The organism is Streptomyces lichenis (assembly GCF_023218175.1).
Lineage (GTDB): Bacteria > Actinomycetota > Actinomycetes > Streptomycetales > Streptomycetaceae > Streptomyces > Streptomyces lichenis.
The window spans coordinates 40729-61240 of record NZ_JALPTH010000020.1 but is presented as its reverse complement, the minus strand read 5'-3'; the positions used below and the strand labels follow the sequence as shown (position 1 = coordinate 61240).

Below are 20512 nucleotides of genomic sequence, written 5' to 3'. Positions count from 1 at the left end.
GTCCCACCCGTTCCGGCGGTCTCCCTCGCGGAGGCCGCCGGTTCGGCGTTCCCGGCCCACTCACCCATCAGGGTCACCCTTTCGGCTCACACCGGGTGCCGCCGCCAACGGCCGTTCGTACGTTGAGCGCATGAACGACACACCCCGTCTGCGCACCGCCATCAGCTGCACCCTGCTGGTCGCCGTCACCGGCGCGGCCGCGACCGCGTGCGGTCAGCCGGACGGCCACCCCCTCGCCGGCCGCCCCGCCGACGCGGCCGCCCAGGTGGCGTTCAACACCTCGGGCGCCGCCAAGGCCCCGCTGGACAAGCCGCTGGAGGTGACCGCCCGGGAGAAGGACAGCCGGATCACCGACGTCACCGCCGTCGACGCGGCCGGCCACTTCCTGGCCGGCGAGCTGTCCGCCGACGGCACCCGCTGGCGCTCCACCGCCCCGCTGGTCGCCGGTGCCCGCTACACCGTGCGGGTCGCCACCGAGGACGCCAAGGGCGCCCCGGGCGCCCGTACGCAGACCTTCCAGACGGCCGCTGCCAAGAAGGTCCTGCGGGTCGCGTTCGGTCCGGAGGAGGGCACCTACGGCGTCGGGCAGCCCATCACCGCGGAGTTGAGCGAGCCGGTCTCCTCCAAGGAGGGCCGGGCCGCCGTCGAGCGCTCCCTGAAGGTGCGCTCCACCCCCGCGGTCGAGGGCGCCTGGTACTGGGTGGACGACGAGAAGCTGCACTTCCGGCCCAAGGAGTACTGGCCGACCGGCGCCAAGGTCACCGTCTCCGGCACCCTGGCCGGGGTGCGGATCGGCAAGGACCTCTACGGGGCCGACCCCGGCGTGCTCAAGCTGGACATCGGCGACCGGATCGAGGCCGTCACCGACGCGTCCTCGCACGAGATGACGGTGTTCCGCAACGGCGAAGTGATCAACACCATCCCGGTGACCACCGGCAAGCCCGGCTTCGACACCCGCAACGGCGTCAAGGTGGTGCTCGGCAAGGAGTACTTCGTCCGTATGCGCGGCACCACCGTCGGCATCGCGGCCGGCAGCAGCGAGGGCTACGACCTGCCGGTGTACTACGCCACCCGCGTCACCTGGAGCGGCGAGTACGTGCACGCCGCCCCCTGGTCGGCCGGCTCCCACGGCTCGGCCAACGTCAGCCACGGCTGCGTGGGCATGTCCACCTCCAACGCGGCCTGGTTCTACGAGACCGTCAAGGAGGGCGACATCGTCAAGGTCGTCAACAGCGGCGGCGACGAGATGAACCACTTCGGCAACGGCTACGGCGACTGGAACCTGTCCTGGGACAAGTGGCAGACCGGCAGCTCCGCCAAGGCCGGCGCTCCCAACACCGCCCCGCTCCGGCTCAGCCCGGGGGTCTAGGGCACTCAGGCAGCACAGGCGCCCCCGTCCGGGACCACCGGACGGGGGCGCGTCGTCATGTCCTCACGCCTCGACCGACAGCCGGGAGCGGATCAGCGCGGCCAGGGCGTCCGCCAGCTCCACCGGGTCCACCGGCAGGGTCACCGCGGCCTCCGCGCGGCTCCAGGTGGCCAGCCAGGCGTCCTGCGGGCGGCCGATCAGCAGCAGCACCGGCGGGCAGCGGAAGACCTCGTCCTTGATCTGCCGGGCCACACCCATGCCGCCCGCCGGCACCGCCTCGCCGTCCAGCACGCAGACGTCGATCCCGCCGGCCTCCAGCCGGGCCAGCACGGCCGGCAGCGTGGCGCACTCCACGTACTCCACCGGGGGGATGTCCGCGGCCGGCCGGCGCCCGGCCGCGAGCCGCACCTGGGAGCGGGTGTTCGCATCGTCGCTGTAGACCAGCACGGTGGCACTCGACTGCATGGTTCCTCCGAGGACGTCGGCGGTGCGGGCGGATCCGATGCGCCGGATGCTACTCCGTCCACCGCTCCCCGGGCACCGGTCCGATCACCCCTTCGAGGGGCCTTCCACGGGCCCTCGGATGGGCCGTTCGGGCTGGACAGAGCCCATCAACACTCCGAACGGCACCCCCCGGAGTGAGGGCGGGATAAGCGACCGACATAATGTCGGTCGTGGCGACAGCAACGACAGTAGAAACCGGGCACGCGCACCCGTCGGTCAACCGGCCGAACCTCACCAGCGTCGGAACCATCATCTGGTTGAGCTCCGAGCTGATGTTCTTCGCGGCCCTCTTCGCGATGTACTTCACCCTGCGATCGGTGACGGGCGCCGAGTTCTGGTCCGAGAAGGCCAGCTACCTGAACTTCCCGTTCTCGGCGACGAACACCACGATCCTGGTGCTCTCCTCACTCACCTGCCAGCTCGGCGTGTTCGCCGCCGAGCGCGGTGACGTGAAGAAGCTCCGGGCGTGGTTCATCATCACGTTCGTCATGGGTGCGATCTTCATCGGAGGCCAGGTCTTCGAGTACACCGAGCTGGTCAAGGAGCACGGGCTCTCCCTCTCCTCCGACCCCTACGGCTCGGCGTTCTACCTGACGACCGGCTTCCACGGACTGCATGTGACCGGTGGCCTCATCGCGTTCCTGCTGGTCCTCGGCCGGACGTACGCGGCCCGGAGATTCACCCACGAGCAGGCAACCGCCGCCATCGTCGTGTCCTACTACTGGCACTTCGTCGATGTCGTCTGGATCGGCCTCTTCGCCACGATCTACATGATCAAGTAGTCGGCTCCGGCACCCGACATCCAGCAAGCACCGACGCAGAAGATCCTGACACCGGGGTAATCCGTGAAAAAGCTCTCCGCACGACGACGCCATCCGCTGGCAGCTGTCGTCGTCCTACTCCTCGCGCTGGCGGCCACCGGGGGGCTGTACGCCGCGTTCGCGCCCGCGAGCAAGGCCCAGGCAGACGAAACCGCCCAGTCCCTCGCCATCGAGGAGGGCAAGAAGCTCTACTCCGTCGGCTGCGCGAGCTGCCACGGAACCGGCGGTCAGGGCACCACTGACGGCCCGTCCCTGGTCGGCGTGGGCTCCGCCGCCGTCGACTTCCAGGTCGCGACCGGGCGCATGCCCGCGCAGCAGCCCGGCGCCCAGGTGCCGAAGAAGCCGGTCATCTACGACCAGGCGCAGATCGACCAGCTCGCCGCGTACGTGGCCTCCCTCGGCCCCGGCCCGGTCACCCCGACCGAGAAGCAGTACAACCCCGAGGGCGCGGACATCGCGCGCGGCGGCGACCTGTGGCGCACCAACTGCGCCCAGTGCCACAACTTCACCGGTGAGGGCGGTGCCCTGACCAAGGGCAAGTACGCGCCGAGCCTGGAGGACTCCACTCCCAAGCAGATCTACGAGGCCATGCAGACCGGCCCGCAGAACATGCCGTCCTTCCCCGACACCACGATGCCGGAGAAGGAGAAGAAGGACATCATCGCGTACGTCAAGTCCGTGAACGGTGACGAGACGCCGACCCCCGGCGGCTTCGCGCTCGGCGGACTCGGTCCGGTGAGCGAGGGCCTCTTCGGATGGATCTTCGGTCTGGGTGCCCTCATCGCTGTCGCCATCTGGGTCGCGGCCCACACCGCTAAGGCCAAGAAGTCATGAGTAGCAACGAGATTTCAGACAAGAACCTGCCGCACGAGCAGGGCAGCGCGCACGGCACGGCGGTAGCCGAGAACCCGTTCGCCGACCCGGGGCTGCCGCCCCACAAGCCCCGTATCCAGGACGTGGACGAGCAGGCCGCCAAGCGCTCCGAGCGCACGGTCGCCCTGCTGTTCACCGTGTCGATGCTGGCGACGATCGGCTTCATCGCCTCCTTCGTCATCTTCCCGGTCGACGAGATCGTCTACGTGTGGCCGATCGGCCACGTCAGCGCGACGAACCTGTCCCTGGGCCTGACCCTGGGCGTGGCGCTCTTCTGCATCGGCGCCGGCGCGGTCCACTGGGCCCGCACCCTGATGTCGGACGAGGAGTTCGCCGACGACCGGCACGCGATCGAGGCGGCCCCCGAGGTCAAGGCCAAGGTCATGACCGACTTCGCCGACGGCGCCCGGGAGTCCGCGATCGGCCGCCGCCCGCTGATCCGCAACACCATGCTCGGCGCGCTGGCCATGGTGCCGCTCTCCGGCGTGGTGCTGCTGCGCGAGCTGGGCCCGCTGCCCGAGAAGAAGCTCTTCCACACCTCGTGGAAGAAGGGCCTCCAGCTCATCAACATGAACACCAACGAGCCGCTGCGTCCCGAGGACGTCGTGGTGGGCTCGCTGACCTTCGCCAAGCCCGAGGGCCTGGAGGAGGACGACGAGGACTTCAACAACAAGATCGCCAAGGACGCCCTGATGATCGTGCGGATCCAGCCGCAGGACATCAAGGACCGCCGCGAGCTGGAGTGGTCGCACGAGGGCATCGTCGCCTTCTCGAAGATCTGCACCCACGTGGGCTGTCCGATCTCGCTGTACGAGCAGCAGACGCACCACGTCCTCTGCCCGTGCCACCAGTCCACCTTCGACCTCTCCGACGGCGCCCGCGTCATCTTCGGCCCGGCCGGCCATCCGCTGCCGCAGCTGCGGATCGGCGTGAACGGCGAGGGCAACCTCGAAGCGCTCGGCGACTTCGCCGAGCCCGTCGGCCCTGCATTCTGGGAGCGCGGATGAGCACCACGACCGACGCCAAGCGCAAGGCGCCCGCCGGTGAGCGGGTGGCCGACTGGGCGGACGGCCGGCTCGGGATCTACTCCCTGGCCAAGGCCAACATGCGCAAGATCTTCCCGGACCACTGGTCCTTCATGCTGGGCGAGATCTGCCTCTACAGCTTCATCATCATCATCCTCACGGGTGTGTACCTGACGCTGTTCTTCCACCCGAGCATGAACGAGGTCCACTACCACGGCTCGTACGTCCCGATGCAGGGCATCCGGATGACCGAGGCGTATGCGTCGACCCTCGACATCAGCTTCGACGTCCGCGGCGGCCTGCTCATCCGGCAGATCCACCACTGGGCGGCGCTGATCTTCATCGCCGGCATGTTCGTGCACATGATGCGCGTCTTCTTCACCGGCGCGTTCCGCAAGCCGCGTGAGATCAACTGGCTGTTCGGCTTCCTGCTGTTCGCCCTCGGCATGTTCACCGGGTTCACCGGCTACTCGCTCCCGGACGACCTGCTCTCCGGCACCGGTGTCCGCTTCACCCAGGGCGCGATCCTGTCCGTGCCGATCGTCGGCACGTACATCTCGATGTTCCTGTTCGGCGGGGAGTTCCCGGGCCACGACATCATCGCCCGGTTCTACTCGATCCACATCCTGCTGCTGCCGGGCATCATGCTCGGTCTCGTGGTGGCCCACCTCATCCTGGTCTTCTACCACAAGCACACGCAGTTCCCCGGCCCCGGCCGGACCAACAAGAACGTGGTCGGCATGCCGCTGCTGCCGGTCTACATGGCCAAGGCCGGAGGCTTCTTCTTCCTGGTCTTCGGCGTCATCGCGGTGATCGCGGCACTGTTCACGATCAACCCGATCTGGGCGCTCGGCCCGTACCGCCCGGACCAGGTGTCCACCGGCGCCCAGCCCGACTGGTACATGGGCTTCGCCGAAGGCCTGGTCCGTGTGATGCCGGGCTGGGAGATCAACCTGTGGGGCCACACCCTGGTCCTCGGTGTGTTCATCCCGCTGGTCGTCTTCGGCCTGGTCCTCGCGGCCATCGCGGTCTACCCGTTCATCGAGTCGTGGATCACCGGCGACAAGCGCGAGCACCACATCCTGGACCGCCCGCGCAACGCCCCGACCCGCACCGCGCTCGGTGTCGCCTGGGTGACCTCGTACATGGTCATGCTGATCGGTGGCGGCAACGACATCTTCGCCACCCACCTGCACATGTCGATCAACTCGATCACCTGGTTCGTCCGGATCTTCTACTTCGTCGGACCGGTCATCGCGTTCATCGTCACCAAGCGGATCTGCATGGGCCTCCAGCGGCGCGACCGCGACAAGGTGCTGCACGGACGCGAGTCCGGCATCATCAAGCGGCTGCCGCACGGCGAGTTCGTGGAGATCCACGAGCCGCTCAGCCAGTCCCAGCGCTACTCCCTCACCGCGCACGAGCAGTACGAGCCGGCCGAGGTCGGCCCCGCGGTGGACGAGAACGGCGTCGAGCGCAAGCTCACCCGCGGCGAGAAGCTCCGCGCCAAGCTCAGCAAGGGCTACTTCGGCGAGGGCAACCAGGTCCCCAAGGCCACCGCCGAGGAGTACCGGGAGATCAGCAGCGGTCACGGGGGCCACCACTGACCCGCTGACCCCACCGGCCGCGCGAGCCGGTGACCCGCCACGGAGGAGAGCCCCGTCCGGTGCACGGACGGGGCTCTTCGCCGTCCCCGGGACTGGATAGGGTTGCCATCGAGCCCCGACACCAAGCCCAGGAGCGACCATGAGCGCTGTGTACCCCGCTGGAGGACCGACCGCGGCGGGCCGCTCCTGGCCCCAGGTCCTCAACGGACTGCTGGAGGGCCGCCACCAGAGCGCCGACGACACCGCCTGGGCCATGGACCGCATCATGCGCGGCGAGGCCACCGACGCCCAGATCGCCGGCTTCGCCGTCGCCCTGCGCGCCAAGGGCGAGACCGTCGAGGAGATCTCCGGCCTGGTCCGCGCCATGTACGAGCACGCCCGGGTCATCGAGGTCCCCGGCCGCTGCGTGGACATCGTCGGCACCGGCGGCGACGGGGCCAAGACCGTCAACATCTCCACCATGTCCGCGATCGTGGTCGCCGGCACCGGAGCCAAGGTCGTCAAGCACGGCAACCGCGCCGCGTCCTCCGCCTCCGGAGCCTCCGACGTCCTGGAGAAGCTCGGCGTCAACCTCGAACTGAGCCCCAGCCGGGTCGCCGAGGTCGCCGAGGAGGCCGGCATCACCTTCTGCTTCGCGGTCAGGTTCCACCCCGCGCTGCGCCATGTCGCCGCCGCCCGCAAGGAGTTGGGCATCCGCACCACGTTCAACTTCCTCGGCCCGCTCACCAACCCGGCCCGGGTCCGCGCCCAGGCCACCGGGGTCGCCGACGCCCGGATGGCCCCCATCCTCGCCGGGGTCCTCGCCGAACGCGGCTCCTCCGCGCTGGTCTTCCGCGGCGACGACGGCCTGGACGAGCTCACCACCACCGCGACCTCCCGGGTCTGGGTGGTCCAGGGCGGCGGGGTCACCGAGCAGCCCTTCGACCCCCGCGACGTCGGCATCGACCTCGTCCCCGTCGAGGCCCTGCGCGGCGCCGACGCCTCCTACAACGCCGACGTCGCCCGCCGCCTCCTGGCCGGCGAACGCGGCCCGGTCCGCGACGCGGTCCTGCTCAACGCCGCGGCCGCGCTGGTCGCCCTCGACCCCACCCCCGCCCCGCTCGCCGACCAGATCCGCGCCGGCATGGCCCGCGCCGCCGAGTCCATCGACTCCGGCGCGGCCCGCGCCGCCCTCGACCGCTGGGTCACCGCCACCCAGTCATAGCCCCCAGCCACACCCTCTCGATGTGACGCACGGCGCGGTCCGTATCCCGGACCGCGCCTTGCGCATTCCGAGACGTATGGCAGGATGCTCTGCAAGGTCATGAGTGACAGCGAACACGGCCCCGGCCCGCTGTCCGGCAACCCTCCGTCCGTGGCGGGGTGCCCCGGGTGAAGACCAGGCCGCTGACAACAAGGTCAGCGGCAAGCGCGGACCCCTGCGTACCCTGGGGTCCTGGTCCTCAAGGGAGCAGTCTCGTGAGCAAGCGAATGCGATAGGGCGACAGCCCCCTCCTCGCCGCCTTTTCCCTTTCTCCACGCACCGCCGGGCCCTCTTCCTTCCTGCCCCCTTGCGTGTGAACTCGCCTGCCTGCAACGGGAGTTTCGCCATGTCCGTCGACGCCACCGCCACGCCTGCCGCCGTCTCCTCCGCCGACGCCGATCCCGCCTGCGCCGCCCCGCTGCCGGTGCTCGGCCGCGACGTCACCGTCCCGCTCGTCACCGGCGGCGAAGTGGTCTACGCCGCGCTCGACTACGCCGCCAGCGCCCCCGCCCTCCAGCGCGTCTGGGACGACGTCGCCGCGTACGCCCCCTACTACGGCAGCGTCCACCGCGGCGCCGGCTACCTCTCCCAGCTCTCCACCGACCTGTTCGAGAACAGCCGCACCACCGTCGCCGAGTTCCTCGACTGCCGCGCGGACGACCAGGTCGTCTTCACCCGCTCCACCACCGACTCGCTCAACCTGCTGGCCGCGGTGCTGCCCGCCGACTGCCAGGTCTTCGTCTTCGAGACCGAGCACCACGCCTCGCTGCTCCCCTGGAGCGCCCACCGCGTCACCTACCTCGACGCGCCCCGCACCCCCGCGCAGGCCGTCGAGATCCTCGAACGCGCCCTCGCCTCCCGCGAGCCTCACGGCCCCGCCCTGGTCTGCGTCACCGGCGCCTCCAACGTCACCGGTGAGCTGTGGCCGGTCCGCGAACTCGCCGCCGCGGCGCACGCCCATGGCGCCCGGATCGTCCTGGACGCCGCCCAACTCGCCCCGCACCACCCGGTGTCGGTCCGCGACCTGGACGTCGACTGGGTGGCCTTCTCGGGCCACAAGCTCTACGCACCCTTCGGCTCCGGCGTCCTCGCCGGCCGCGCCGACTGGCTCCGCGACGCCGAGCCCTACCTCGCGGGCGGCGGCGCCTCCCGCACCGTCACCCGCCGCGCCGACGGCGGCGTGGACGTCCAGTGGCACACCACCGCGGCCCGCCACGAGGCCGGTTCGCCCAACGTCATCGGCGTCTACTCCATCGCCTCCGCCTGCAAGGCCCTCACCGAGGCCGGGTTCGACCACCTGGTCGCCCGCGAGCAGGCCCTGATCGCCGCGGTCCGCTCCGGCCTGTCCGACGTCCCCGAGGTGCGCGTCCTCTCCCTCTTCGGCGACGACGCCCCCCGGGTCGGGGTCCTCTCCTTCGTCGTCGAGGGCTGGAACAGCTCCCACTTCGCGGCGGCCCTCTCCGCGGAGTACGGCATCGGCGTCCGCGACGGCCTGTTCTGCGCCCACCCCCTGGTGCGCACCCTCCTCGGCAGCGACCCCCAGGTCGTCGGCGAGTGCGGCGCCCCCGAGGCGGCCCCCGGCGAGCGCTCGCTGAACGCCATCCGCGTCAGCTTCGGCGCGGGCACCCCCGACGAGCACATCGACCGCTTCGTCCGCGCCGTGAAGGAGCTCGTCCGGAACGGGGCCCGCTGGGACTACCGCACCGAAGACGGCCGCTGCGTCCCCTCCGGGGTGGCGGCGGGCCGGTAACCCCGCAGCCCGGTGGCCCCGCTGCCACGCCTGCGTCTGCGCTTGGTCGCGGCCCGGTGGCGGTTTGCGGGCCCGGTGGGTGTGCACTCTGCCCGGTGGGTGGGGGGCGGGGCACTCCGGGCTCACGTGCTCGCCGCTCGCGCTCACCGTTCGATGCTCAAGCGACCGCCTCATTACGCTCGGCGGCTGCGCGCGCGACCCTGCATACCCCACCCACTGTCCGGAGGGCGAGTGCACCCCCAGTGGCCCCCTCTCCCGGCCTGACGGCCGGGACCAACGCCCCACGGGCGGTACGGGCCCCGGCCCGGAAGGGTGCCGCAGCGAGTCGTACGGGCCCGGGGGGCCGTCTCCCCCGCCGGGCAGTAGCGTCCGACCGATGCGGGCCCACGGCCCGGGAAGGGGGCGCCGCGGGCCGGGCGGGCGGGTCGTGTGCGAGGCGGTCCGGACCGAAGTACGACGTCCCGTATCACCCGCCGGGCGGTGACGTCCGACCAATGCGGGCCCATGGCCCGGAAGACTGGCCGCCGCCGTGGAGGGGCGGTCGCCCTACCGGGTGGGCGGGATCCCTCCGCCGGTCCGGTGGGGTCCGTGCGAGGCGGTCCGGACCCTCGGCCGGGAGTGCGTAAACACCGCGAAACGGCGCTGCGCCGCCGACCGGGTGGGGCCGTCGGCCCAGAGGTCATCACCCACGGCGAAATGGGACAGTGCATCGCCGGCCGAGTGGGGGCCGTCGGCCCGGAGGTCATCAGCCGCGGCGAAATGGGTCAGTGCATCGCCGGTCGGGCGGGCGGGGGCCGTCGGCCGAGAGGTCATCGGCCACGGCGAGACGGGGCAGTGCATCGCCGGCCGGGCGGGCGGGGGCCGCCGGCCGGGAGGTCATCGGCCACGGCGAGACGGGACAGTGCATCGTCAGCCGGATGAGGGCCGTCGGTCCGGCGGTCATGAGCCACGGCGAAATGGGGCAGTGTGCCACCGGTCGGGTAGGGCTGTCGGCCCGGGTGGGTCATCAGCCACGGCGACGGGTCAGTGCGCCACCGGTCGGATGGGGGCCGTCGGCCCGAAAGGCCATCAGCCACGGTGATACGGGTCAGTCGGCCGCCGGTCGGGTGGGGGTACGCAGGGTCGCGCGCGCAGCCGCCGAGCGTGATGAGGCGGTGCGCTTGAGCATCGAACGGTGAGCGCGAGCGGCGAGCACGTGAGCCCGGAGTGCCCACGCCCCCACCCACCGGAGAGCGGACCCGACCACCGGACCGGCGAAAGGCCACCGGACCGCCACCAGCACAGACCCACCCGCGTCAGCGACGCCACCGGGCAGCGGCCCGGGCACCGGCGGCGCGAGCCGCCCACGGCGGCGGGGCCACCGGCTCGCGAGCCGAAGGCCTGGCCGCCGCCCGCCCGAGGGCTACGCGTCGAGGCCGATCGCGAACGCCGCCTCAAGGTCGTGCTGCGAGTACGTCCGGAACGCCACATGCGTGTCCGTCCCCTCGACGCCCGGGATCTTGCTGATGCGGCCCGGAATGACGTCCGCCAGGTCGTCGTGGCGGGCGACCCGGACCATGGCGATCAGGTCGTAGGTGCCGGTCACCGAGAACACCTCGCTGACGCTGTCCAGGGAGGCGATCGACTCGGCGATCTCGGGGATGCGGTCCACGCTGGTCTTGATGAGCACGATCGCGGTGATCACGGCTGTCCTTCCTCGGGGGCCGCTGCTTGCCGTCTCACTCTAGCCGGACGGCCATGGCGGACCCAGGCGTAGAGGAAGCCCAGGCAGAAGCCCACGACATGGGCCAGGTAGGCGACGCCCGGGCCGGTGGCGGCCTGGCGGGCGGCGAGCCACTGGAGGACGAACCAGAAGACCAGCACCGCCCAGGCCGGGAAGCGCAGGGGGAGGAAGAAGAGGAAGGGGAAGAGGCTGGTCACCCGGGCCCGGGGGAAGAGGAGGAGGAACGCGCCGAGGACCCCGGAGATCGCGCCCGAGGCACCCACCAGGGTCTGGGTGGAGTCGGCGTGGGCGAGGGCGTAGGCGAGCAGGGCCAGGTAGCCGCAGCCGGTGTAGAAGAGGGTGTACTCGATCCGGCCCAGCCGCTCCTCGGCCATCGCGCCGAAGACGTAGAGGAACAGCATGTTGCCGAGCAGATGCAGCCAGCTGCCGCTGACGAAGAGCGCGGTGAGGGGAGTGAGCAGGGCGCGGGGGGAGCCGCTGAGGAGCTCGGCGGGGACCACGCCCCAGCGGCGGAAGTAGGCGCTCTGCGCGGAGAGCAGCGCGTCACCGCTGCCGTGGGTGGGGTTCAGCCCGGAGACCGGGCTGAGCAGGAAGACCAGGACGCAGGCGACGATCAGCCCGTACGTCACAACCGGTCCGCGGCGATCGACCATGGACAGATCATGACGTAAACGGCAACAGCGGGACAGGGTGCCTCGCCGCGCCACGGGGGTACCCGCTAGGCCGTAGGGTTACGGGCACCAGACACCGCAGTCCGACGGCGCACCGCGGCTCCCGCATCCGTATGCACGAGGGAAGAGACGGCACGATGACGACGGTTCCCCTGCCGACCGCGACGACCCGCTGGCGCTGCACGCTGTGCGGCAATCTCACGCGCTTCGACGTGACCCGCTCGTCCAAGGTCGTCGAGTACGTCCATCTCGATCTGGCCGGCGAGCCGAAGGTGGAGGAGCGCGAGGTGGTCAGTGAGACCATCGAGTCGGTCCGCTGCCGCTGGTGCAACGCGGTGGACCGGATCGAGCTGGTGGACCGGCCGGACGCCGTCTCGTAGCGGCGGGGGGCGGTGGGCCCGCGGGGGGGATCGCGGGCGGTGTACGGAGAATGGCTACGGGGGGTGGCGCAGGGCCCGGCAGGGCGCGAGGACGACGGGTAGAGGTGACGGATCGTGGAGCAGCCCGGTGACGGCGCCGAGGTGGCCGGCGGTGCGGGCGAGGCGCTCGACCGCCCGCTGCCCGAGGCGGTGCGGCGCCGGGTGGTCGCGCTGGTCGCGGAGGCCTTCGGCGGGCTGACCGTGGCCGAGCTGCCCGCGCAGCTGCGGCAGTACGCCCGGTTCACCCCGAGCCGCCGGCTGAGGTTCGCCGGCAACGCGATGGCCGCCGCGCTGGAGTCGGACACGGTGTTCCGGCAGCGGATCGGCGAGAAGCTGAGATCGGGGCAGCCGGAGCTGGCCGGCGCGGTGGAGTCCGGCGCGGTGCCGGCCGCGGCCGACCCGGTGGACGTGGCGGCGGCCGCGTACGTACTGCGCCCCGCGGACTGGGTGAAGCTGGTCGCCGCGGCCGGTGAGGAGGCCCAGCGGGCGGACGCCGAGCGGGCCGACGAGGCCGGGCGGCGGGAGCTGGAGCGGCTGCGGGCCGAGCTGGCCGAGGCCAGGGAGCGCGGCAAGGGCGAGAACGAGCGGCTGCGGGGGGAGCTGGAGACGGCCCGCAGGGACGCCGAATCGCTTCAGCGCAAGCTGCGCAGCGCGCTGAGCGACGTCAAGCGGGGCGAGGCGGCGCTGCGCCGCGCCCAGGCGGAGTGGGAGGCGGCCCGTGGTGAGGCGGCCGCCCAGCTGTCCGCCGCGGAGAGCGAGAACCGCCGGCTGAAGGCCCGGCTGGGCGAGGCGGAGTCGGCCGTGGAGGCGGGGCGCAAGGCGGCCCGCGAGGGACGCTCGGTGGAGGACATGCGCCTGCGGCTGCTGCTGGACACCGTGCTGGAGTCGGCGCAGGGGCTGCGCCGGGAGCTGGCGCTGCCGCCGGCCGGTACGCATCCGGCGGACACCGTGGACGCGGTGCGGCCGGGGCGGATGTCGCCCAAGGACGTGGCGGCCCGGGCGCTGTCGGAGACCGACCCGGCGCTGCTGGACCAGTTGCTGGCGCTGCCGCAGGCGCATCTGGTGGTGGACGGCTACAACGTGACCAAGACCGGTTATCCGACGATGCCGTTGGAGAAGCAGCGGCTGCGGCTGCTGGGCGGTCTGTCGGCGCTGGCGGCACGGACCGGGGCGGAGGTCACCTGTGTCTTCGACGGGGCCGAGCTGGCCGCCCCGGTGCTGCTGGCGCCGCCGCGCGGGGTGCGGGTGCTGTTCTCCAAGCCGGGGGTGACCGCGGACGAGCTGATCCGCCAGCTGGTGCGGGCCGAACCGCCGGGGCGGCCGGTGGTGGTGGCCTCCACCGACCGGGAGGTGGCCGACGGGGTGGCCCGGTCCGGGGCCCGCCCGGTGGCGTCCGCGATGCTGCTGAAGCGGCTTTCGCGGCTTGCGTAACACCTGGCCCACTTGCCCGAATTGAGGCGTCGGGGTTTGAACGGTGGGTCAACTCGCCATGACTGTCCGTGTGACGGATGTAAAGAAAGTGCTTCGTGAGCGAGATTTTTCGCATCAGGATTTGAACTGATCACAAGATGGTCACTAGGGTCTGGCCTCAAACCTCTGCGCAGGTGATCACTCATCCGGAGTGGCAGCGGAGGGACCGCCAGTTCCGTACGGTCCGGGGTCGCTTCGCGGGGGAAGCCGGGCGCCGGGTACGGGGCCGGATGCCGACCCGTCGGCCCGGCAGGCGGCCGGAAGAGGAAGAAGGAGCTCGCCTCCGTGGGGTCCCACCGCCGTCCCAAGCAGCCGAGTCGAGCCCGCGTGACCGTGCTCACCGCGGCCGCCGCCGCTGCCGTCGCCCTGACTTCCCAAGCCGCTCAGGCCGCCCCGAAGCCGACCAAGGACGAGGTCAAGGCCAAGGTCGACAAGCTGCACCACGAGGCCGAGGCCGCCACCGAGCAGTACAACCTCGCCGACGAGCAGCGCGGCAAGCTCCAGAAGGAGGCCGACGCCCTCCAGGACAAGGTGGCCCGCAGCCAGCAGGAGCTCAACGAGCTGCGTGACGGCCTCGGTTCGGTCGCCACCGCCCAGTACCGCTCCGGCGGCATGGACCCGGCGCTCCAGCTGCTGCTCTCCTCCGACCCGGACAGCTACCTCGACCGCGCCTCCACCGCCGACGCGGTCGGCGCCAAGCAGGCCGAGGCCCTCGCCGAGGTCCAGGAGAAGCAGCGCGTCCTGGCCCAGGAGCGCGCCGAGGCCACCCGCAAGCTGGCCGACCTGGAGGACGTCCGCAAGACCATCGGCGCCAAGAAGAAGGCCTACCAGGGCAAGCTCGCCGAGGCGCAGAAGCTCCTCAACACCCTCACCGCCGAGGAGCGGGCCAAGATCCAGCAGGAGGAGCAGCGCGCCAGCCGCGAGTCCGGCGAGCGCGCCCAGCTCGGCAAGCAGGACGAGTCCGGCAAGCCGGAGGCGCCCCCGGTCACGGGTTCGGGCGTGGCCGCCGCCGCGCTGGCCGCCGCCAACACCCAGGTCGGCAAGCCCTACCAGTCGGGCGCCGAGGGCCCCAACGCCTACGACTGCTCCGGGCTGACCCAGTGGGCCTACGGCCAGGCCGGGGTGAGCATCACCCGCACCACCTTCACCCAGCACAACGACGGCACCAAGATCGGCCGCAGCCAACTCCAGCCCGGCGACCTGGTGTTCTTCAACAACCTGGCCCATGTGGGCCTCTACGCCGGCAACGGCCAGGTGCTGCACGCCCCCAAGCCCGGCGCCCAGGTGCGCTACGAGTCCATGGAGTGGCTCGGGAGCTTCCAGTTCGGCGTCCGCATCTGACGCCCGCCTGACGGTCCGGCAGACCGTCCGGCGCGCCCGGCACACCCGCCCGATCGGGTGGTTCGCCGCCCCCGAAGCTGACACCCCGCCCCGTCGGTGACCTGTGGTCTCCGGCGGGGCGGAGCCGTTCCCGGCCCCGTCGGCCGCTGGCCGCACCTCCCGCACCCGGCTACTGTCTGCCGCGCACCGCGTGCACCGAGTGGCGACCCGGGCGGCCGACCGCCCCGCCGGACGGCCCGCGTGTGCGCGTCCAGCCGTCCAGGGAAGGGAGCGCGGTCCGTGGCGTCCCATCGCCGGTCCTCGCAGTCGGGGCTTACCCGCAGCGCGAGAACCACCGTCCTGTCCGCCGCGGCGGCCACCGCCGCCGCCCTCGCCGCCGCCCCCGCGGGCGCCGCGCCCACCGCCCCCGCGGACGGGCCCAAGGCGCGCGTCGACCGGCTCTACGCGGAGGCCGAGAAGGCCACCGAGGGGTTCAACGCGGCGGCCGAGCGCAGCGGCGTGCTGCGCGAGCGGGTCGGCGTGCTCCAGGACGAGGTGGCCCGCGGCCAGGAGCGGATCAACCGGATGCGGGGCGTCCTCGGCAGCGTGGCCGGCGCCCAGTACCGCTCCGGCGGCATGGACCCGGCCCTGCGGCTGCTGCTGACCTCCGACCCGGACGGCTACCTGGACCGGGCCGCGGCCCTGGACCGGATGGGCGAGCAGCAGGCCGGCGTCCTGGCCGACCTGGGGCGCGAGCAGCGCCGTCTGGACCAGCAGCGCGCCGAGGCCACCCGTACGCTGGCCGACCTGGAGCGCAGCCGGGCCGCGGTCGCCGCGCACAAGCGCACCGTGGAGCGGAAGCTCGCCGAGGCCCGTACCGTGCTCAACTCCCTCACGGCGAAGGAGCGGCAGGACGTCGACGGGGCTGACCGGGCCTCCCGCTCCGGGGGCCGCGAGGACCTGCCGCCGGTCGCCGGCGGGGTCTCCGGGCGGGCCGCCGCCGCGGTGGCCGCGGCCCGGGGGGCGGTCGGCCGGCCGTACGTCTGGGGCGCCAACGGCCCCGACGGCTTCGACTGCTCGGGGCTGATGCAGTGGTCGTACGCCCAGGCGGGCGTCGGCATCCCGCGCACCTCGCAGGCCCAGCGGGGCGCCGGCCGCCATGTCTCGCTGGCCGAGGCCCGCCCCGGGGACCTGGTCACCTACCGCGACGACGCCAGTCATGTGGCCATGTACATGGGCAACGGCCAGGTGGTGCACGCGCCCTACCCGGGCGCCCCGGTCCGCTACGACCCGGTCGGCATGATGCCGGTCTCCGCCATCACCCGCGTCTGAGGTCCACGCGAGGGCGCCCCGTACGATCGGGGGATGGCCATCTCCCGGCGGGCCGCCGTTCTCGGGGCCGCCGGACTGCTGGCCGGCGGCTGCGCGCGGCATGCGTCCCGGGACGAGGCCGCCGCCGTCCGCGCCGCGGTCGCCGGGCGGGCCGCCCCCGCGCTGGGCGGGGCGGAGCTCGCCTCCTGGACGCTGCGGCCCACCGGCATCCGGCTGGACGGCGACCGGGCGACCGCGAGCGCCGAACTGACGTACCGGATCGCCGGATACGACACCGCCCCGGTCACCGCCGCCCGCACGCTGGACCTGCACCGCACCGGCGGCGGCTGGCGGGTGGATGCCGACCGCCCCGCGCCGGGCGCCGCCGCGCAGCCCTGGGACCAGGGCCCGGTACGCGCGCGGCGCGGTGCGCGCGCCCTCGTCCTGGGGGCGGGCCCGCTTCCCGAGCGGCTGGCGGAGCTCGCCCGGGCCGCCGACCGGGCCGTCACCGCCGCCTCCGCCGCCTGGCCGGAGCCCTGGGCCCGCCGGGTCCTGGTGCTGCTGCCGCCCTCGCAGGCGGCCATGGGCGCCCTGCTGGGCCGGCCGGCCACCGCGTACGCGGGCACCGCCGCGGTGACCACCGGGCACACCGGCCCCGGGGCCCCCGCGGACCGGGTGGTCGTCAACCCCGAGGAGTACGCCGGGCTGAGCGCGCTGGGCCGGGAGGTGGTGATCGCCCATGAGACCACCCATGTGGCCACCCGCCGCGCCACCACCGAGCGCACACCGCTCTGGCTCTCGGAGGGCTTCGCCGACTGGGCGGCCTGGCGGGGGCGGAGGCTCGCCCCGCACGAGATCGCCCCCGAACTGACCCGCACCGGCCCGCCGGGCACCCTGCCGGGGAACGACGCCTTCGCCTTCGGCGGCGACCCGGCGACCCTGGCCCGCGCCTACGAGGCCGCCCATCTCGCCTGTGCCCTGGTGGCCGAGGAGTGGGGCGAGGCCCCACTGCGCGCCCTCTACCGCCAGGCGGGCACCTCCGGCGCCCCGACGGCCCTCCGGTCGGTGCTCGGCACCACCCCGGCCGCCTTCACCACCCGCTGGCGCGCTTATGTGCGGGAGGAGCTGGGCCCGGGGGCGGGGCGGTGAGGCCACCGGTGTCCGGGCCGGAGCCCCGTGCCGTCCCCGGCGGCCCGGCGGCGGTCGTACGGGCTCACAGCCGGCGCAGCTCCCACAGGCGCCAGGCGCCGCCGCCGTCCACCAGGTACTGGGCGCCGGTGACGTCCGGGGTGCTCAGTACGTACTCCTTGCGCTGCCAGAGAGGCAGGACGGGCACCTCGCGGGCGACCTCGCGCTGGAGGGTGTGGAAGTCGCCCACGGCCCGGACCCGTTCCTCGTGGCCGCGGGTGGTCGAGACCAGGGTGTCGATGCGGGGGTTGGAGTAGCGGCTGGCGAGCGCGTTGCGGGTGCCGACCAGCGGCTGGACGAAGTTGTCCGGGTCGGGGAAGTCGGGCGTCCAGCTGAAGCCGTAGATGTCGTAGCGGCCGGCGAGGAGGCCCCGCTGGAAGTCGGGCCAGTCGGCCGAGGCCACGGTGACCCGGAACAGCCCGCTCGCCTCCAGCTGCCGGCGCAGCTCCGCCGCCTCCTTGGCGAAGGTCGGGCCGGCGCGGTGGCCGTAGGCCAGCCGGACCGGCGGGGTGATCCCGGCCTCGCGGAGCAGCCGCGCGGCCCGTTCGGGCGCGGGGCGCGGGTACTCGTCCTGGAAGGCGTTGACATGGCCGACGTAGCCACGCGGCACCACGGAGAGGAGGGGGTCGACGGTGGAGAGGTAGGGCCCGGCGGCGATCCTGGGCCGGTCCACCAGCGCGGCCACCGCCCGGCGTACCGCGCGGTCATGCGCGGGGGAGCGGTCGCGCAGGTTGAACACCAGCATCCGGGACTCCCCGCTGCTCGCCTCGTCCACCCGGGCGTCGGTGGTGCCGTCCAGGAAGGAGGTGAGCATCTTCGGCGGGAGCCCGCGGTTGACCACGTCGATCCGGCGGCGGTCCCAGGCCCGGGCCAGCTCGCCGGGGTCGTCGTAGTAGCGGATCTCCACCGGGGAGCCCCGGCGCGGGACGGCGCCCCGGTAGCGGTCGTTGGGGGTCAGGACGATCCGCTTGCCCGGCTCGTACGAGCGGATGCGGTACGGGCCCGTGCCGTCCACCGTGTTCCCCGGGCGCAGCGAGGTCGCCGGGTAGTGGGCGCGGTCCACGATGGAGCCGGCCCCGGTGGCCAGCCGGAGCGGGAAGGTGGCGTCCGGGGTGCGGAGGTGGAAGACGACCTCCCCGTCCCGGGCCTGGACCTCCCGCAGGGTGTCCAGCACCGCGGCCGGCCCGACCGGGGAGGCGATGGCGCGGATCCGGTCGATGGAGAACTTGACGTCGGCACCGGTGACCGGGCGGCCGTCGGGGAAGACCAGGTCGCTGCGGAGCCGGCAGGTGTAGGTCCGCATGCCCGCCCCGGTGAACCGGCAGCTCTCGGCGGCGTCCGGGGCGGGGCTGGTGGACCCGGGGGCCAGGGTCAGCAGCTTCTGGTACACGTTCTCGAACAGCGCCCAGGAGCCGGTGTCATAGGCGCCGGCCGGGTCGAGGGAGGTGACCGCGCCCGTGGTGCCGACCACGATCGGGTCGCTCCGGTCGCCGCCCGGCGGCCACAGCCGCCAGGACACGGTGCCGGCCGCGATTAAGGCGGCGCAGACGGCGATGAGGGTGAGGCGTGAGAGCCGCATTGACCTCAGTCCTTGGTGGGTGGGGGGAGGGGGAGGGGGCGTGTCACGAGCGCGGGGCCGCCCGCCGGGTGTGGCGGGCGGCCCCAGGGGCGCTACGGGCGCGGGCTTCAGTTGGTGTTGAGGGTCAGCCCGTAGTAGCTGAGGGCGTCGTCCAGCGGCTGGAAGTACGAGGAGCCGCGGGAGTTGACGCCACCGGTGCACTTCTGGCCGGTGGGCCCGCCGGAGGTCATGCCCTGCGCCTGGTTGCCGGAGATGTAGGCGCCGCCGCTGTCCCCGCCCTGGGTGCAGACGCTGGAGCTGGCCAGCCCGCTCACCACGGTGTCCGGGCCGCCGTTCTGGTCGGTGTAGGTGACCGAGACGTTGTACGAGCTCACCTTGCCGCAGGTCCACTTGGTGGTCTGGCCCGACTTGCACAGCGCCGCGCCCGAGGCGGCCCGGCTGCTGCCCTTGACCGCGACGCTGCTGCCGTTGCCCCAGGTGCCGACGCTGGTGGCGATGGAGTTGCCGGAGTCGATGGCGGCGATGCCCATGTCCACGCTGCGGGTGCCGAGCGCGAAGCGGCTGTGGGTGCCCTTGGCGAAGCGGGTGCCGTTGTAGCTCAGCACCGGCAGGTCCTCGATGCAGTGCCCGGCGGTGACCAGGTACTGCTTGCCGTTGCGGTCCTTCGCCCCGTAGCCCACGGAGCAGAGGTAGCCGTTGAAGGTCATCTGGCTGCCCGGGTAGATCACGGCCTGCGGGGACAGCTCCTCCTGGCCGCGGACCACCTTCACCGCGGAGCCGTGCTTGGCGGCCTCGGCCAGGAACGCCTTGGCGGCGGCGCCCTTGTCGCTGCTCACCTCGACGGTGACGGTGTCCGAGGCGAGGTCCACGCCCCAGGAGGCGATGCCGGACGGGACGCGCTTGGCGGCCACCGCGTCCAGCTTGGCCTTGACCCGCTCCAGCTCCTCCTCACCGCGGGCGGGCACCCGGGCGTCCAGACCGGCCCGCTCGATCCGCGCGGCACCGGCCGCGTCCTCGGCGTTGACGGTCAGCTTGCCGGCGGAGGAGAAGAAGGCGCCGTCGGCGGCTATGCCCTTCCCGGCCAGGCCCGCCAGTCGCCGCTGCTGCGCGTCCTGCTGGTCCAGCCGCTCGACGGCGGCCTGCTCGCTGACCCCGAGCGAGGCGGCGAGCGCCTTCACCATCTCCGGCTGGTAGCGCGGGGCGGACTCGCCCGCGGCGGCCGACGAGGCGCCGGTGACGGCGGTCACCGAGAGCAGCGCGGCGGCGGAGACGGCGAGGGCGTATTTACGCGAAATGCGCACGGACATTCCTTCCGGTATCAGGCATGCGGCCGTGCGGGGATATCGGAAGAAAGGAGCGCTGATTAAGCGCTCCGGTTTCCGGTGCGACGGCTTGTGCCTGGCGTCGAGAGTGGGGGATTCGACGCGCCATGACTCTGACCCGGAGCTGACGGAGGAACAAGAGGATCAGCCGCGAACGTTTTTCACAGAATTCGCGAGAACTGTTGAGGCGGTGATCGGAGGCGGTCGTGATGACAGTTGTCGGTGACTTCTGTATAGAAGCCGGCTCCCTGAATCCTTGTCAGGGGGAATGCGGCCGAGCAGGATGGGAGGTGCGGCGGCGGGCTCACGCCCGCGTC

The 20512-nt window shown here is 72.6% G+C and carries 17 protein-coding genes and 1 riboswitch; of the genes, 12 read left to right on the top strand and 5 right to left on the bottom strand.

Annotation, left to right across the window (positions count from 1 at the left end; all coding sequences use genetic code 11):
* The first annotated feature begins 130 nt into the window (after window positions 1-130).
* Complete coding sequence (locus tag M1O15_RS20395; protein WP_248635505.1) at window positions 131-1369, top strand: L,D-transpeptidase; 1239 nt, start codon at window positions 131-133, stop codon at window positions 1367-1369.
* A 63-nt stretch (window positions 1370-1432) separates the two neighbouring features.
* Here M1O15_RS20395 and M1O15_RS20390 read toward each other — a convergent pair whose 3' ends face one another.
* Window positions 1433-1834 carry a DNA-binding transcriptional response regulator gene (locus M1O15_RS20390; RefSeq protein ID WP_248635503.1) on the bottom strand — a complete coding sequence of 134 codons (402 nt, stop codon included), beginning with the start codon at window positions 1832-1834 and terminating at the stop codon, window positions 1433-1435.
* Between the two features lie 200 nt (window positions 1835-2034).
* Between M1O15_RS20390 and ctaE the strand changes: the two genes are divergently transcribed.
* The 6 genes from ctaE (at window position 2035) to M1O15_RS20360 (ending at window position 9192) form a co-directional block, all read left to right on the top strand.
* Entirely contained in the window at window positions 2035-2655 is a 621-nt protein-coding gene (ctaE, locus tag M1O15_RS20385; RefSeq protein ID WP_248635501.1) for an aa3-type cytochrome oxidase subunit III, read from the top strand.
* A 63-nt stretch (window positions 2656-2718) separates the two neighbouring features.
* The gene (gene qcrC / locus M1O15_RS20380) at window positions 2719-3528 is read left to right on the top strand and encodes a cytochrome bc1 complex diheme cytochrome c subunit (RefSeq protein WP_248635500.1); all 810 of its coding nucleotides are present in this window, start codon (window positions 2719-2721) and stop codon (window positions 3526-3528) included.
* Complete coding sequence (gene qcrA, locus M1O15_RS20375; protein ID WP_248635498.1) at window positions 3525-4574, top strand: cytochrome bc1 complex Rieske iron-sulfur subunit; 1050 nt, start codon at window positions 3525-3527, stop codon at window positions 4572-4574. Before qcrC ends, qcrA begins: the two co-directional genes overlap by 4 nt.
* Window positions 4571-6199 (top strand): cytochrome bc1 complex cytochrome b subunit, encoded by a 1629-nt coding sequence (gene qcrB / locus M1O15_RS20370; protein WP_248635496.1) that lies wholly within the window; start codon window positions 4571-4573, stop codon window positions 6197-6199. Before qcrA ends, qcrB begins: the two co-directional genes overlap by 4 nt.
* Before the next feature lie 139 nt (window positions 6200-6338).
* Entirely contained in the window at window positions 6339-7403 is a 1065-nt protein-coding gene (gene trpD, locus M1O15_RS20365) for an anthranilate phosphoribosyltransferase (RefSeq protein WP_248635494.1), read from the top strand.
* Window positions 7404-7498: 95 nt separating this feature from the next.
* A riboswitch (SAM riboswitch) is annotated at window positions 7499-7616 on the top strand.
* 172 nt (window positions 7617-7788) lie between these two features.
* A complete protein-coding gene (locus M1O15_RS20360; protein WP_248635492.1) occupies window positions 7789-9192 on the top strand; it encodes an aminotransferase class V-fold PLP-dependent enzyme in 1404 nt (467 codons plus the stop codon).
* A gap of 1402 nt (window positions 9193-10594) precedes the next feature.
* On the opposite strand, the gene M1O15_RS20355 is transcribed toward M1O15_RS20360, so the two are convergent.
* Complete coding sequence (locus M1O15_RS20355) at window positions 10595-10876, bottom strand: Lrp/AsnC family transcriptional regulator (protein WP_248635491.1); 282 nt, start codon at window positions 10874-10876, stop codon at window positions 10595-10597.
* Window positions 10873-11568, bottom strand: coding sequence for a rhomboid family intramembrane serine protease (locus tag M1O15_RS20350; protein WP_248635489.1), 696 nt, complete (start codon window positions 11566-11568; stop codon window positions 10873-10875). Before M1O15_RS20350 ends, M1O15_RS20355 begins: the two co-directional genes overlap by 4 nt.
* A 155-nt stretch (window positions 11569-11723) precedes the next feature.
* On the opposite strand from M1O15_RS20350, the gene M1O15_RS20345 reads away from it, so the two are divergent.
* The 5 genes from M1O15_RS20345 to M1O15_RS20325 all read left to right on the top strand — a co-directional run bounded on the left by M1O15_RS20345 (window position 11724) and on the right by M1O15_RS20325 (window position 17255).
* A complete protein-coding gene (locus M1O15_RS20345; RefSeq protein ID WP_248635487.1) occupies window positions 11724-11966 on the top strand; it encodes a hypothetical protein in 243 nt (80 codons plus the stop codon).
* 114 nt (window positions 11967-12080) lie between these two features.
* Window positions 12081-13436 (top strand): NYN domain-containing protein, encoded by a 1356-nt coding sequence (locus M1O15_RS20340; RefSeq protein WP_248635485.1) that lies wholly within the window; start codon window positions 12081-12083, stop codon window positions 13434-13436.
* Between the two features lie 324 nt (window positions 13437-13760).
* Window positions 13761-14816 (top strand): C40 family peptidase, encoded by a 1056-nt coding sequence (locus M1O15_RS20335; protein ID WP_248635484.1) that lies wholly within the window; start codon window positions 13761-13763, stop codon window positions 14814-14816.
* A gap of 279 nt (window positions 14817-15095) precedes the next feature.
* Entirely contained in the window at window positions 15096-16127 is a 1032-nt protein-coding gene (locus M1O15_RS20330) for a C40 family peptidase (RefSeq protein WP_248635482.1), read from the top strand.
* Between the two features lie 33 nt (window positions 16128-16160).
* Window positions 16161-17255, top strand: coding sequence for a gluzincin family metallopeptidase (locus tag M1O15_RS20325; protein ID WP_248635596.1), 1095 nt, complete (start codon window positions 16161-16163; stop codon window positions 17253-17255).
* 64 nt (window positions 17256-17319) lie between these two features.
* Here the strand turns inward: M1O15_RS20325 and M1O15_RS20320 are convergent, their stop codons facing one another.
* Together M1O15_RS20320 and M1O15_RS20315 are read right to left on the bottom strand one after the other, a co-directional pair.
* Window positions 17320-18873, bottom strand: a complete 1554-nt coding sequence (locus M1O15_RS20320; RefSeq protein WP_248635480.1) for an ABC transporter substrate-binding protein — start codon at window positions 18871-18873, stop codon at window positions 17320-17322.
* Window positions 18874-18980: 107 nt separating this feature from the next.
* Window positions 18981-20180, bottom strand: a complete 1200-nt coding sequence (locus M1O15_RS20315; protein WP_248635478.1) for a S1 family peptidase — start codon at window positions 20178-20180, stop codon at window positions 18981-18983.
* Between the last annotated feature and the right edge of the window lie 332 nt (window positions 20181-20512).

Bases quoted from the DNA above. Each gene is read 5' to 3' on its own strand.
- M1O15_RS20395 (WP_248635505.1), top strand. From the start codon at position 131: ATGAACGACACACCCCGTCTGCGCACCGCCATCAGCTGCACCCTGCTG.
- M1O15_RS20390 (WP_248635503.1), bottom strand. From the start codon at position 1,834: ATGCAGTCGAGTGCCACCGTGCTGGTCTACAGCGACGATGCGAACACC.
- ctaE (WP_248635501.1), top strand. From the start codon at position 2,035: ATGTCGGTCGTGGCGACAGCAACGACAGTAGAAACCGGGCACGCGCAC.
- qcrA (WP_248635498.1), top strand. From the start codon at position 3,525: ATGAGTAGCAACGAGATTTCAGACAAGAACCTGCCGCACGAGCAGGGC.
- qcrB (WP_248635496.1), top strand. From the start codon at position 4,571: ATGAGCACCACGACCGACGCCAAGCGCAAGGCGCCCGCCGGTGAGCGG.
- trpD (WP_248635494.1), top strand. From the start codon at position 6,339: ATGAGCGCTGTGTACCCCGCTGGAGGACCGACCGCGGCGGGCCGCTCC.
- M1O15_RS20360 (WP_248635492.1), top strand. From the start codon at position 7,789: ATGTCCGTCGACGCCACCGCCACGCCTGCCGCCGTCTCCTCCGCCGAC.
- M1O15_RS20350 (WP_248635489.1), bottom strand. From the start codon at position 11,568: ATGGTCGATCGCCGCGGACCGGTTGTGACGTACGGGCTGATCGTCGCC.
- M1O15_RS20345 (WP_248635487.1), top strand. From the start codon at position 11,724: ATGACGACGGTTCCCCTGCCGACCGCGACGACCCGCTGGCGCTGCACG.
- M1O15_RS20325 (WP_248635596.1), top strand. From the start codon at position 16,161: ATGGCCATCTCCCGGCGGGCCGCCGTTCTCGGGGCCGCCGGACTGCTG.
- M1O15_RS20320 (WP_248635480.1), bottom strand. From the start codon at position 18,873: ATGCGGCTCTCACGCCTCACCCTCATCGCCGTCTGCGCCGCCTTAATC.
- M1O15_RS20315 (WP_248635478.1), bottom strand. From the start codon at position 20,180: ATGTCCGTGCGCATTTCGCGTAAATACGCCCTCGCCGTCTCCGCCGCC.